Origin of the sequence: Microbulbifer sp. TB1203, assembly GCF_030997045.1 — a bacterium.
Lineage (GTDB): Bacteria > Pseudomonadota > Gammaproteobacteria > Pseudomonadales > Cellvibrionaceae > Microbulbifer.
Genome location: NZ_CP116899.1, coordinates 3,000,001 through 3,012,718 on the forward strand (window position 1 = coordinate 3,000,001; position 12,718 = coordinate 3,012,718).

At 63.7% G+C, this 12,718-nt stretch carries 12 protein-coding genes; 8 read left to right on the forward strand and 4 right to left on the reverse strand.

Translation table 11 applies throughout. The annotated features are described in order from the left end of the window. Positions 1–107: 107 nt before the first annotated feature. Positions 108–1,475: a peptidoglycan DD-metalloendopeptidase family protein gene (locus tag PP263_RS12630; protein WP_308363853.1), complete on the forward strand. Its 1,368-nt coding sequence runs from the start codon at positions 108–110 to the stop codon at positions 1,473–1,475. Between the two features lie 182 nt (positions 1,476–1,657). After that, on the forward strand, positions 1,658–2,767 hold the full coding sequence (locus PP263_RS12635; protein ID WP_308363854.1) for an anhydro-N-acetylmuramic acid kinase: 1,110 nt from the start codon (positions 1,658–1,660) through the stop codon (positions 2,765–2,767). Between the two features lie 352 nt (positions 2,768–3,119). Here the strand turns inward: PP263_RS12635 and erpA are convergent, their stop codons facing one another. The 4 genes from erpA to argC all read right to left on the reverse strand — a co-directional run bounded on the left by erpA (position 3,120) and on the right by argC (position 5,926). Beyond that, on the reverse strand, positions 3,120–3,473 hold the full coding sequence (gene erpA, locus PP263_RS12640) for an iron-sulfur cluster insertion protein ErpA (protein WP_183461206.1): 354 nt from the start codon (positions 3,471–3,473) through the stop codon (positions 3,120–3,122). A 123-nt stretch (positions 3,474–3,596) separates the two neighbouring features. Continuing rightward, positions 3,597–4,007, reverse strand: coding sequence for a polymer-forming cytoskeletal protein (locus tag PP263_RS12645; RefSeq protein ID WP_183461207.1), 411 nt, complete (start codon positions 4,005–4,007; stop codon positions 3,597–3,599). A 75-nt stretch (positions 4,008–4,082) separates the two neighbouring features. Continuing rightward, positions 4,083–4,829 carry a DUF6776 family protein gene (locus PP263_RS12650; RefSeq protein WP_308363855.1) on the reverse strand — a complete coding sequence of 249 codons (747 nt, stop codon included), beginning with the start codon at positions 4,827–4,829 and terminating at the stop codon, positions 4,083–4,085. 50 nt (positions 4,830–4,879) lie between these two features. Next, positions 4,880–5,926, reverse strand: coding sequence for an N-acetyl-gamma-glutamyl-phosphate reductase (gene argC, locus PP263_RS12655; RefSeq protein WP_308363856.1), 1,047 nt, complete (start codon positions 5,924–5,926; stop codon positions 4,880–4,882). A gap of 82 nt (positions 5,927–6,008) precedes the next feature. Between argC and PP263_RS12660 the strand changes: the two genes are divergently transcribed. The 6 genes from PP263_RS12660 (at position 6,009) to PP263_RS12685 (ending at position 12,605) form a co-directional block, all read left to right on the forward strand. After that, positions 6,009–7,814: a chloride channel protein gene (locus PP263_RS12660; protein ID WP_308363858.1), complete on the forward strand. Its 1,806-nt coding sequence runs from the start codon at positions 6,009–6,011 to the stop codon at positions 7,812–7,814. An 18-nt stretch (positions 7,815–7,832) separates the two neighbouring features. After that, a complete protein-coding gene (hemJ, locus tag PP263_RS12665) occupies positions 7,833–8,255 on the forward strand; it encodes a protoporphyrinogen oxidase HemJ (RefSeq protein WP_308363859.1) in 423 nt (140 codons plus the stop codon). Between the two features lie 86 nt (positions 8,256–8,341). Further along, positions 8,342–9,130, forward strand: a complete 789-nt coding sequence (locus PP263_RS12670) for a hydroxymethylpyrimidine/phosphomethylpyrimidine kinase (RefSeq protein ID WP_308363860.1) — start codon at positions 8,342–8,344, stop codon at positions 9,128–9,130. Positions 9,131–9,394: 264 nt separating this feature from the next. Next, a complete protein-coding gene (gene hemL / locus PP263_RS12675; protein WP_308363861.1) occupies positions 9,395–10,681 on the forward strand; it encodes a glutamate-1-semialdehyde 2,1-aminomutase in 1,287 nt (428 codons plus the stop codon). Positions 10,682–10,805: 124 nt separating this feature from the next. Then, complete coding sequence (locus tag PP263_RS12680; RefSeq protein ID WP_308363862.1) at positions 10,806–11,978, forward strand: benzoate/H(+) symporter BenE family transporter; 1,173 nt, start codon at positions 10,806–10,808, stop codon at positions 11,976–11,978. Next, entirely contained in the window at positions 11,979–12,605 is a 627-nt protein-coding gene (locus PP263_RS12685) for a GntR family transcriptional regulator (RefSeq protein WP_308363863.1), read from the forward strand. Positions 12,606–12,718: the final 113 nt, after the last annotated feature.

Consider the following 12,718-nt stretch of genomic DNA (forward strand, 5'->3'; position numbering starts at 1 on the left):
GAACGGCGACAGAATTTTTGTTATAAAGCCGCCTCAGTGTTCGTTTTTTAGGCATTGGACGCCGCGAGCTCGGATAACAATCACAAATAGCGCCACCTGTTAAGACCATGCAGAACCATCGCAAATCGCCGCCGCGTCTGTTCGGCGTCCTACGCCAGCACTTTCCGCGCACCCACGCCCTGGCTGCCGGCGCCGCCAGCTTTGCCCTGGCGCTGACCCTGTTTGTCTCCACCCCGGAAGTGGAGGCGAAGAGGCACTCACTGCCGGTAACCCTGTCCTCCATCGACAGCGATGCCGCCAGAGCAGATTTCGTCGACAACGGGGCCGCCGGCCGGGAACTGCGCAGCCAGAACCTGAAAGTACAGAACGGCGACACCCTGTCCGACCTCTTCCAGCGCGCCGGCGTCAGCAGTGCGGAGATGTACCAGTTGCTGGCCAGCGGCGACGAGGCCCGCCAGTTGGCCAAACTGACCCCCGGGGAAGAACTGACTTTCCGCACGGACAGCGAAGGCGCACTGCAGAGTCTGGAGCTGTACCGCGACCGGCTCAACCGGATCGAGTTCAAGCGCGGCGAATCCGACGACTTCCAGTACACCCTGCACCAGCGCCAGGCGGACAGCTACACCGCTTACCGCCAGGGGGAGATCGAGAGTTCCCTGTTCGTGGCCGGCAGCGACGCAGGCCTGAGCCACAACCTGATCATGGCCATGGCGGACGTGTTCAGCTCCGATATCGACTTCGCCCTGGACATCCGCAAAGGCGACCATTTCAGCGTGATTTTCGATGAAGAGTTCCTGGACGGGGAAAAGATCGGCGACGGCCCCATCCAGGCGGTGACCTTCACCAACCAGGGCAAGGCCTTCAGTGCCGTGCGCTATACCGACGTCAACGGCGACACCAACTACTACACACCGGACGGCAAGAGCATGCGCAAGGCGTTTATCCGCACCCCGGTGGATATCGGCCGCATCAGCTCCCACTACAACCCCCGACGTCTGCATCCCATTTTCAAGACCCGGCGCCCGCACAACGGCACCGACTACGCGGCGCCCACCGGCACCCCGGTGTACGCCGCCGGCGACGGTCGCGTGACCCGGGCCGGCTACAGCAAGTCCAACGGCAACTATGTGTTTATCCAGCACGGCGAGCGCTACGTCACCCGCTACCTGCACCTGAGCAAGCGCCTGGTAAAACGCGGACAGCGCGTGAAACAGCGCCAGGTGATCGGCAAGGTCGGCTCCACCGGCTACGCCACCGGCCCGCACCTGCATTACGAATTCCTGGTCGACGGCCGCCACCGCAATCCCGCCACCATCGTGCGCAAACTGCCCAAGGCCAAATCGATCCCCTCCGCGGAAATGGCCCGCTTCAAGACCCAGACCCAGCCGCTGCTGGCGCAGCTGGAGCGCTTCAAGCAGCCGGCCCTGGCCCAGCACCGCGAAGAAGAGGACAGCGACAAGCAAAGCGTTAACTAGCGCCCCGTCTCGTACTAGGGCCTGCTAACGCAGCTCGCAGGGAGCGGCCATTCCATTTTCAACCCGGGCCATCTCGTTGACTTGCTTGACGTAGAATAACTACGCTGGCGTAAATGCGCCTCGCATCTGGCCGGCCAGTGGGCCCGCTTTTCATTATTTAGCACGAGACAGGACGCTCCCAGATGCCCGATCTATATATCGGCCTGATGTCCGGCACCAGTGTCGACTCCATCGACGCGGTACTGGTCGACTTCGGCAGCGGTGACACCCTCAAGCCACAGATCATCACCGCCCTCGGCCATCCCATTGACCCACCGCTTCGGGAAGCTATTCTCGCTCTCTGCGCCCCCGGCCCCTCCGAGTTGGACCGCGCGGGTCAACTGGATCGACAGATCGGCCAGGCGTTTGCCGATGCCACCAACACCCTGCTGGCGCGAGCCGGCGTCGAAGCCGGCGATATCACCGCCATTGGCAGCCACGGGCAGACGGTGCGCCACCGCCCGCCGGGCACGGTTACCGCGCCCTTCAGCCTGCAACTGGGCGATCCCAACACCATTGCCGCCCTCACCGGAATCACCACGGTAGCGGACTTCCGCCGCCGCGACATGGCCCTAGGGGGACATGGTGCACCGCTGATGCCGGCCTTCCACCGCGCCGTCTTCGCCACCGACCGCAACCGCGCGGTGGTCAATATCGGCGGCATGGCCAATATCACCGAACTGGCCGCGGATGGGGCCGTCTACGGCTACGACACCGGTCCCGGCAACGTCCTGCTCGACTACTGGATATCCCTGCATCAAGGACAGCCGTTCGACCGCGACGGTGCATGGGCCGCCAGTGGTCGGGTGCAGATGGAGCTGCTCAGCCGGTTGATGGCAGACCCCTATTTCTCCGCCAAGCCCCCCAAGAGCACCGGCCGTGAAATTTTCAACGCCAGTTGGCTTGAGCAGGCCAGCGCCGGGTTGGAGTTGGCGCCGGCAGACGTACAGGCCACGCTGGCGGAGGTGACCGCGGCCAGTATTGCCGAGGCGGTGCACCAGTTCGCAGATGGCGGTGAGCTGCTGGTATGTGGCGGCGGGGCCAGAAACAAGGATCTGCTGGCGCGCCTGCGCCGGCGCCTGCCCACCTGGTCCATCGCCTGTACCGGCAGCTACGGCATAGACGCCGACTGGCTGGAAGCGGTGGGTTTCGCCTGGCTGGCGCGACAGACGCTGCGCGGGCTGCCAGGCAACTGCCCGAGTGTGACCGGCGCGCGGGAAGAGACGGTGCTGGGGGGCGTTTATCCGGCTTGATTTGGCGGGGCTCAAGGCGGGGTTCGAAAAGAACATTGGAGTTAAATGCGTAGGCCCTGATGCCGGTGGCTTTTTGCGGGACGGTAACTCGGGCCATCAATGGCCCTCGCCCTTCGGGCGCCTTCGGCGTTCAAAACGGCAATCCTGCCGTTTTGTCTGCGGCCAGGGACGGCCGCGGAGAGGTACAGGGATGTATTTAAGGGGGGCGCCCAGCCCGTGTCCCGCAAACAGCCACCGGTAGCAGAGCCGCCACCAGCCCGCTACGGAAGTCGGGTCGGTTAACATAGGCCGATCGCGGCCAACGGCCGCTCCTACAGGGGAAGTCCGACCACACCACAGAGATGTGTACCAGCTAGATGGAGAAAGAGGAGCCGCAGCCGCAGGTGGAGGAGGCGTTGGGGTTCTGCACCACAAAGCGGGAGCCGGACAGCCCCTCCTCATAGTCGACACTGGCGCCCACCAGGTAGGGATAGCTCATGGCGTCCACCAGCACCTGGATGCCGTCTTTCTCGACTACTGCGTCATCCTCGGCTACCAGTTCGTCGAAGGTAAATCCGTACTGGAAACCGGAGCAGCCACCACCGGTCACGAAAACCCGCAATTTGAGTTCCGGGTTGCCCTCGTCTTCCAGCAGGCTTTTGACCTTGGCTACCGCCTGGTCGGTCACCACAACCGGCTCGGGAGAAAAGGAAACAGCTTCTGACATAGGTTTTTCTCGGCACCAATAAGAGGTCGCACCGAACAAAAAGTATACAGTGCGAATTGGAGGCCATTATCCTTAAATCCCAGCAATACAGTCAAGTATTGCTGGGTGCGCTGGTAAACGAGCTTAGTCTACATCCACTATCGTTTCTTCCGAATATTCCAGCATGCGCGGCTCACCGGCGGAATCCATCTCTACATTGGAGACCAGGGAGCCGTTCACCTGGGCGCCCTTGACCATCTCGATCAGCTTGTAGTGCACATTGCCTTCCACCATCGCCTTGGAGGACAGCTCCAGGTGACGCGTCGCATGTACATCGCCCTTGACGTTGCCGTTGATCACCACGTGGGGCACGCGGATCTCACCCTCGACGATACCGCCCTCGACGATCTGCAGGCGCGCATCGCTGTCGCTGTGCGCGTTGACATTGCCTCGCACCTTGCCCTCGATCACCAGATTGCCGCGGAAGTGCAGATCGCCCGCCACCTCGGTGTGCCGCGCGATCAGTGTTGTGTTGTTACCACCAGAGCTCGCCATAACTGCCTTCTCTTTTTTTCTCAACATAAGTCAAATGAAACCTCTCATTTCACGGAGTCTGGTTTACTCCGCTATCTATGTTTTCTGCACCAGCCAGCCGTAACGCCGCTCGATATTGAAGCCTTTGCGCGCGCTGGATTTGAGCGTCAACTCCACCCCTTCCGGTTCAAAGTCCGGAGGCAGTTGCAGCTCTCCCTCGATATTCTGGAAATACTTGAAACGCAGCGGTATCGACTCGCTGTCCACCTGTTGCGACAGCGTGCTCAACGGATAGCGCTTGGGCTGCCCCGCCTCCGTACCGACAACAGTGAAAGTGGCGCTGCCGGTCACCACATTGTGACGGGCCGCCGACTGCTGCACCAGCAGCTTGTACTGGTAGCGGCGCACATCGCCGGTCTGGGAAATACTGAAGCGGCCGATGGAGACACCCTCGCTGCCGTCGGCGGGGGCCATGATGCCGCGGTAGAAAGAGATTTCCTGGCGCAGTTCGGCGATGAGGCTTTCCTTCTCCACCAGCTCCGCGCGCACTTTCTCATTGGCCTGCTCGCCAATGGCCACCGACTGCTCCGCGGTCGCCACGCGCATGCGAAGCTCCTCGTTCTCTCTGCGCAACTTGTCCAGATGGCTCTCCGCCTCCTCGTGCGCCTGGGTTTTCCGGTCCAGGCCGAGCCGCATCTTGTGCTGGCCGGCGAAGTAGGCAGCGGCCGATGTGGCGAGCACCAGCAGCGCCACCCCCAATACGGAAAAGACTCCGAAAAAGGGGCGGTGGGGCACCACCTTCATGCGGTACTGCTTGCTGCCTTTGACTTTTTTCCGCGCCATTGGAATCCGCTGTGTTGTTATCGTTTATCGCCCGTCGGAGTCTGCCGATTCTAAGGCAGCAACGCCGGGCTCTCCAGCCCCAGCGCCTCATTCAGGCCAAACATGATGTTCATATTCTGCATCGCCTGCGCCGAAGCGCCCTTGGCCAGGTTGTCGATCACCGAGAGCACCACCAGGGTATCCCGCCCCTGGGGCCGATGAAGGGAAATCCGGCACATGTTGCTGCCGCGTACACTGCGGGTCTGCGGGTGACTGCCAGCGGGCATCACATCCACAAAGGGCTCATCGGCATAGCGCTGCTCGAACAGCTGTTGCAGCTCTTCCAACTCCCGACCGCCCCGCAGGGTGGAGTAGAGGGTTGCGTGAATGCCGCGAATCATGGGCAGCAGGTGCGGCACGAAGGTCACCCGCGCCTCCGCACTGCCGGCGGGTTGCGCCCGGCGCAGGCCCTGTTCGATCTCCGGCAAATGGCGATGGCCACCAGCGGAGTAAGCGCGAAAGTTGTCGCTGGTCTCCGCCAGCAGCAGCTCGGTCTTGCCCTGGCGACCGGCCCCGCTGGCGCCACTGGCGGCGTTGGCGATCAGCTGTTGCGGGTCCACCGCGTCCGCCTCCAACAGGGGAATCCAGCCCAGCTGGATCGCAGTGGGATAACAGCCCGGACAGGCCACCAGTTGGGCGCCGGCGATGGCGTCGCGGTTGACCTCGGGCAGGCCGTAAACCGCCATCTCCACCAGTTCCGGCGCGCCGTGGGGCTGGTTGTACCATTGCTCCCATGCGGGGACATCCGTGATACGGAAATCCGCGGACAGATCGATCACGCGCACACCGCGCTTCATCAGCTCCGGCACCTGGGCCTGGGCGACACCGTGGGGAGTGGCGAAAAACACCAGGTCACAGCGGGACAACTGGTCGATATCCGGCTCGCAAAAGGCCAGTTCGCAATGGCCGCGGAGGCTGGGAAACAGCTCCGCCACCGGAGTGCCCGCCAGGGCGCGGGATGTGATAGCGGTCAACTCCACCTGCGGGTGCCCGGCCAACAGGCGCAGCAGCTCCACTCCCGTGTAGCCGGTACCGCCCACAATTGCTACCTTGATCACCTTGTCCAAAACTCCTTTGCTGAAGCTATCTGTATAATGGTTCGGCACTCTACCACAAGCTTCTATCCGATAAGGATGTGCGGTGTCACAGCGCCCCCGGATTTCCGTCAAAAACAAACCGCCGAACTGGCCGCTCGGGGAGCGCGGCCTGGAAAAACTCCGCCTGGAACTCTCCTCCCAGGATGCACTGGCGCCCCTGCTGGCGATGGCGCTGCTCATCGGTTTCTGCGCCGGCGCGGTCACCATCGGCTTTCGCTACCTCAGCGAATGGCCCGCGGAATGGTTTTTGACAGCGCCGGGACATTTTGAATCCCTGCCGCCGCACTGGTGTTTCGCACTGCCGCTGATCGGCGCTCTGGTGTTGGCGGGCATATACCGCCTGCTCGAGCCAAACCGCCGCTACGTGGGCGTGGTTCACGTGCTCGACCGGCTGCACAACCACCAGGGGCAGATGCCCGGCATCAACGCCCTGCTACAGTTTTTCGCCGGTGCCATCGCGCTCCTCAGCGGCCACTCCGTGGGGCGCGAGGGTCCGGCGGTACATCTGGGTGCCACCAGCGGCAGTTGGGTGTCCGGCAGGTTGAAGCTGCCCAACAATTCCGTGCGCAGCCTGCTGGGCTGCGGCGTGGCCGCCGCCATTGCAGCCTCCTTCAACACGCCGCTGGCGGGCGTGGTGTTCGCGATGGAGGTGGTGATGATGGAGTACTCCGTAGCCGGCTTCCTGCCGGTGATACTGGCGGCGGTAGCCGGCAGCGCCGTCACGCGGATCACCTTCGGCAGCCAGCCGGCGTTCAATGTACCCGCAATCCAGCTCAGTTCCCTGGCGGAGCTTCCACTGTTGTTCCTGTGCGCCCTGTCGATCGGCCTGCTGGCGGGGCTGTTTATCCGCGCCCAGCGCCGGCTGGCGCCGCTGCAGCGCAAGTCGCCTCTGCTGCGTTTCCTCGCCGCCGGCCTGGTCACCGGCACACTGGCCATCTGGGTACCGGAGATTCTCGGCACCGGCTACGACACCCTGGAAATGGCAATGCTGGGCAAGCTGGGGCTCGGCGCGCTGATCGCAATCGTGGCGGCAAAGCTGGTGGCCACCGCCCTGGCCAGCGGCCTGGGCATTCCCGGCGGGGTGATCGGCCCCAGCCTGTTTCTCGGCGCCTGCATGGGCGGAATCGCCGGCGGCCTCACCAACCTCTTTTTAGGCGACGCCACCGCCAGCCCCGGCTTCTATGCCATGGTGGGCATGGCGGCGATGATGGCCGCGCTGCTCAATGCCCCCCTTGCGGCACTGCTGGCGATTCTCGAACTCACCTATAACCCCAATGTGCTTTTCCCCGGGATGATGATGATCGTGGTGGCCTGCGTGGTAGCCCGGCACCTCCTGGGCACAGAAGGGATTTTCCAGGAAACCCTGCGCGCACTGGGCAAAAGCGGCACTCCCAGTTGGCGCCAGCAGATGCTGAGTCGGGTGGGAGTGGCCAGCGTCATGGACCGGGACTTCGCGGTGACGCCCCGGGAGATCGTCGAGGAGGACGCGGTGCGCCTGATAGAACGGCATCCCCAATGGATTGTGATCTATCTCCCCGGGGAGCCAACGCAACTGCTGCGCGCGGCGGACCTGGCCAGTTTCATGCAGCGGCTGGCGGAGGCGCGGGAACAGGGCAGGGAGCAGAAAACTACCGGCGAGAAGCCGCCGGTGGACCTGCTCAAACTCCCCGGCGAGCGTTTGCAACTGGCACCGCTCAACTGGCGCGCCACCCTGCTGGAGGCCCAGCAGCACCTGGAATCCAGCGGCGCCGATGCCCTCTATATCGATCGCGGCCACGGCGGAACACTGGACAACAATGTCGCCGGCATTATCCTGCCGCAGCATATCGACAACTTTTACCGTAAATAACCGCCAAGGATCCGAATAATGCTCTGGGTCAAAGCTTTCCACCTGGTCGCCGTCGTCTGCTGGTTCGCCGCGCTCTTCTACCTGCCGCGCCTGTTCGTGTATCACAAGGACGCCACCGATGCGGTCAGCCGCGACCGCTTTTGCATTATGGAGCGCAGGCTCTACCGCGGCATCGCCACACCGTCGATGATCGCCACCCTGGCGCTGGGCATCTGGCTGCTGAGCTTCAACTGGGATTACTACAAGAGCGCCGGCTGGCTGCACGCCAAGCTGGTGTTCGTGCTGCTGCTGATCGGTTATCACCACGCCTGCGGCGTCTATGTGCGCCGGTTTGCCGCCGGCACCGTCACCCGCAGCGGGCGCTACTTCCGGGTCTTCAACGAGTTGCCGGTGATAGCGCTGGTGGTCATCGCAATACTGGTGATAGTGAAACCCTTCTAGGCGGACACTGTTCTATCCCCTGCAGCGTCGGCCGGGGCCGCCGGGCTGCTAGAATTATCCAACCAGCAGCTACCCCGCGAAGCGACATGGACACATCCCAACCCATCGTCCTGACAGTAACCCACCACGACCCCAGCGGCAGTGCCGGCCTCACCGCGGATACAGAGACCGCAGTGAGCCTCGGCTGCCACATCACATCGGTGGTCTCCGCGATCAGTGTGGGGGATACCCGGGAATTACTGGGCGTCGCGCCAGTGGACGACAGTCTGCTGGTGGAACAGGCCCGTGCGATCCTGGAGGATATGCCGATTGCAGCGATCAAGATCGGCTACCTCGGCTCAGTGGAAAACGTCCGCGCGCTGCACAGCGTGCTGCGGGACTACCCCGAGATTCCCGTGATAATCGACCCGGACGCCACCCTGGCGGACAAGGAAAGCCTGCTGGCGCCGCCGCTGTGGGAGGCCGCCAGCTCCCTCCTGCTGCCGTACGCCACCATGGTCTGCCCCAACCGCCGCGAAGCCCGCGCCATGGCGGTGGAGGCGGATGTGTTCGACGCCATGGCCCAGGAACTGCTGGAAAGCGGCTGCCGCTACCTGCTACTCACCGGCGTGCCCGCCTGCGACAAACAGCTGGAAAACCGCCTCTACGATGAACGCGGCCTGGTGCGCCAGTTCCACTGGAAGCAACTGCCCCCCGCCGCCTATGGCTCCTGCGGCACCCTGGCCACCGCCATCGCCTGCCATATCGCCCACGGCCTCACAGTGATCGAAGCCGTCAGCCGCAGCCAGCAATTCACCTGGAGCGCCATTGCCGACAGCCGCCGCCTGGGTATGGGACGGCCGATACCGAATCGGTTGTTCTGGACGAAGAAGTAACCCGGGAGCGCGGACTCGGGACTCGGGACTCGGGACTCGGAAAGAATAACCAACCTCAATGCGAAGGTCCTGATGCCGGGGGCTTTTTGCGGGACCTTCTGCGGCCATGGACGGCCGCGGAGAGCGTACAGGGACGTATTCACAGCGTGTCCCGCAAAAAGCCCCCGGCAGCAGGACCGCCACCAAGCCATCCAAGGCACATTGTAGAGACGCCCCCCGGCCGCGATAATAGGCCGCCAAATCCCCAAGCCAATTCCGATTCCTATGAGCAAATCCGAGCAACTATTCGCCGAGGCCCAGCAATTCATCCCCGGCGGCGTCAACTCACCGGTGCGCGCCTTCCGCGCGGTGGGCGGTACGCCGCTGTTTATCGAGCGTGCCGAGGGTGCCTACCTCTTCGACGCCGACGGCAAACGCTATATCGACTATGTGCAGTCCTGGGGTCCCATGGTGCTGGGCCACGCGCACCCGCGGGTGATCGAGGCGGTGATCGAGCGGGCCCGCTCCGGACTCAGTTTCGGCGCACCCACGGAATTGGAAACCCAACTGGCAGAAGAACTCTGCCGCCTGTGGCCCGGGCTGGACCTGGTGCGCTTCGTCAACTCCGGCACCGAGGCCACCATGAGCGCCATTCGCCTGGCACGGGGCTTTACCGGGCGCGACAAGATCGTCAAATTCGAAGGCTGCTACCACGGCCACTCCGATTCGCTGCTGGTGAAGGCCGGCTCCGGCGCACTGACCATGGGCGTGCCCTCCTCCCCCGGCGTGCCCGCGGCGCTCGCCGACCACACCATCACCCTGAGCTACAACGACGCCGACGCAGTGCGCGACTGCTTCGCAAAGATGGGCAATGAAATCGCCTGTGTGATCGTCGAACCAGTGGCCGGCAATATGAACTGCGTGCCGCCGTTGCCGGGCTTTCTGGAAACCCTGCGCGAGGTCTGCGACAAGAGCGGCGCGCTGCTGATTATCGACGAGGTGATGACCGGATTCCGGGTGAGCCTCACCGGCGCCCAGGGCTACTATGGCGTGCGCGCGGACCTCACCACCCTGGGCAAGGTGATCGGCGGCGGCATGCCGGTGGGGGCCTTTGGCGGCCGGCGCGAGGTGATGGAACAGATCGCTCCCCTGGGGCCCGTCTACCAGGCTGGAACCCTTTCCGGCAATCCGGTGGCCATGGCCGCGGGGCTGGAAACCTTGAAACTGATCCAGGAGCCCGGCCTCTACGAGCGGCTCGCGGCCAACACCAAGCGCCTGGTGGAGGGCGTGCTGGACGCGGCGAAAGCAGCGGGTATTCCGCTGACTGCCAACAAAGTCGGCAGCATGTTCGGTTTCTTCTTTACCGAAGAGGCGCAGGTGAGCAACTACCAGCAGGTGATGGCCTGCGACAACCAGCGCTTCAACCGCTTCTTCCACGGAATGCTGGAGCAGGGCGTCTACCTGGCACCCGCCTCCTACGAAGCGGGCTTTATGTCCGCGGCCCACAGCGACGAGGATATAGACCGCACCATCGCCGCCGCACAAAAGGTGTTTGCCGAACTGGCCGACTGATCCTGCGGCGGGCTGACTGTGTAGGGATGGGCAAAGCGCTGCTACGTTCCACTTAACCGCGAGGGTTGTATTCGGGTCCGTTGTGGTTATGATAAATGTATACATTTTTAATTGAGTATACATTTTGTCCCGCTCCCTCCGTTCCGATATCGGTCTGTCCGCGATCAGCGCCGGCTTCGTCGCCGTGCTGGTGGGATTCGCCAGCTCAGTGGCCATCGTCTTCCAGGCCGCCCAGGCGGCGGGGGCTACCGAAGAGATGATGGTGTCCTGGATCGGCGCCCTGGGCCTGGGTATGGGACTCACCTGCATCGCCTTTTCCTGGTATTACAAGGCGCCGGTGATTACCGCCTGGTCCACGCCCGGCGCCGCCCTGCTCGCCACCAGCCTGGTGGGCGTCCCCATGGCGGAGGCGGTCGGCGCCTTTCTGTTCAGCGCCCTGCTCACCCTGCTGCTGGGACTGTCCGGCAACTTCGAAAAGCTGATGAACAAAGTCCCCATGCCCATCGCCAGCGCCATGCTCGCGGGAATCCTGGTGCAGTTCGGCCTGTCGGTGTTCACCTCACTGCAGACCCAGCCGGCACTTGTAGGCATTATGCTGGCCTGCTACCTGGCCGGCCGGCGCTGGTTCCCCCGCTACGCAATTATCCTGGTGTTGGCAGCCGGCTTCGGGGCCAGCTGGCTGCTGGGCCTGATCCACTTCGAACAGCTGCACTGGACGCTCGGCAAGCCGGTGTGGGTGTCCCCCGAGTTCCGCTGGTCCACCCTGCTCGGTGTCGGCCTGCCCCTGTTTATTGTCACCATGACCTCGCAGAATATTCCCGGCGTCGCCACCCTGCGGGCCAGTGGCTACGGCGATGTGCCCATCTCGCCGGTGATCAGCGGCACCGGCCTGACCTCGCTGCTGCTGACCCCTTTCGGCGGCTTCGCGTTCAATCTCGCTGCCATCACCGCCGCCATCTGCACCGGACCGGAGGCCCACCCGGATCCGGCCAAACGCTACACCGCCGGCATCGCCGCCGGGGTTTTCTATCTGCTGGCCGGGCTCTGCGGCGTCAGCGTGGTGGCATTGTTCAACGCCTTCCCCGAGGCCCTGGTCGCCAGCCTCGCCGGCCTGGCCCTGATCGGCACCATCGGCGCCAGCCTGTCGGTTGCCACCGGGGACGAGCACAGCCGGGAAGCCGCACTGATCACCTTTTTGATCACCGCCTCCGGGATATCCTTCTGGGGCATAGGCGCCGCCTTCTGGGGCCTGGCGGGCGGCATGCTGGCCTACCGGCTGTTCGACAGAGGCAGATAAGTGAGTCTTTACCAGCAGCTCAAGGCGGATCTGCAGAGCGGGCGCTTCCCTCCCGGCACCGTGCTCAAACAGACGGAGCTGGCCGAGCAGTACGGCGTCAGCCGCATCCCGGTGCGGGACGCGATCCAGCGCCTGAAAAACGAGGGCTGGCTCACCGCCCACGGCAAGCGCGGCGTCGCCGTGCCCCGCTTCGATCCGCTCGAGGTGGAGGACATCTACCTGATGCGCATGCGCCTTGAGCCGCTGCTGCAGACCCTGGCGGCACCGAAGCTCAACGCCGAAATCCTGGGCAGGGCCAGGGACATTCTGGACAGGATGGAAGGGGAGGAAACGCTCTCCGCCGCGGAAATAGGCGCGCTCAACTGGCAGTTCCACGCCTGCCTCTACCGCGCCGCCGACCGCCCCACCCTGTTCGCCACCGTGGAGCAGTTGCACCGCCAGTGCGAGCGCTATATCGGCTACCAGACCCGCAACCTCGACTACCAGGACACCAGCCAACGGGAGCACTACGCACTGCTGGAAGCGCTGCAGCGGGGAAATACGGAGGAGGCGGCGGAAATACTCGAACGGCATATCGCCGCCGCCGGACGGGCACTAGCCCGGATATTGCGCCAGGGGCCGCGATGATCGCGCCGAGATCTGTGCGCTCAGTGCATTTTTGCGGCGTAGATGCATGCTTATTGCACGTATTAGCCGCAAAAATGTGCTGAGCGTGCAGAGATCAAGCGAGGGCGTGGCCC

Excerpts from the sequence above, each read along its gene's own strand:
- PP263_RS12630 (WP_308363853.1), top strand. The coding sequence starts at position 108 with ATGCAGAACCATCGCAAATCGCCGCCGCGTCTGTTCGGCGTCCTACGC.
- PP263_RS12635 (WP_308363854.1), top strand. The coding sequence starts at position 1,658 with ATGCCCGATCTATATATCGGCCTGATGTCCGGCACCAGTGTCGACTCC.
- erpA (WP_183461206.1), bottom strand. The coding sequence starts at position 3,473 with ATGTCAGAAGCTGTTTCCTTTTCTCCCGAGCCGGTTGTGGTGACCGAC.
- PP263_RS12645 (WP_183461207.1), bottom strand. The coding sequence starts at position 4,007 with ATGGCGAGCTCTGGTGGTAACAACACAACACTGATCGCGCGGCACACC.
- PP263_RS12650 (WP_308363855.1), bottom strand. The coding sequence starts at position 4,829 with ATGGCGCGGAAAAAAGTCAAAGGCAGCAAGCAGTACCGCATGAAGGTG.
- hemJ (WP_308363859.1), top strand. The coding sequence starts at position 7,833 with ATGCTCTGGGTCAAAGCTTTCCACCTGGTCGCCGTCGTCTGCTGGTTC.
- PP263_RS12670 (WP_308363860.1), top strand. The coding sequence starts at position 8,342 with ATGGACACATCCCAACCCATCGTCCTGACAGTAACCCACCACGACCCC.
- hemL (WP_308363861.1), top strand. The coding sequence starts at position 9,395 with ATGAGCAAATCCGAGCAACTATTCGCCGAGGCCCAGCAATTCATCCCC.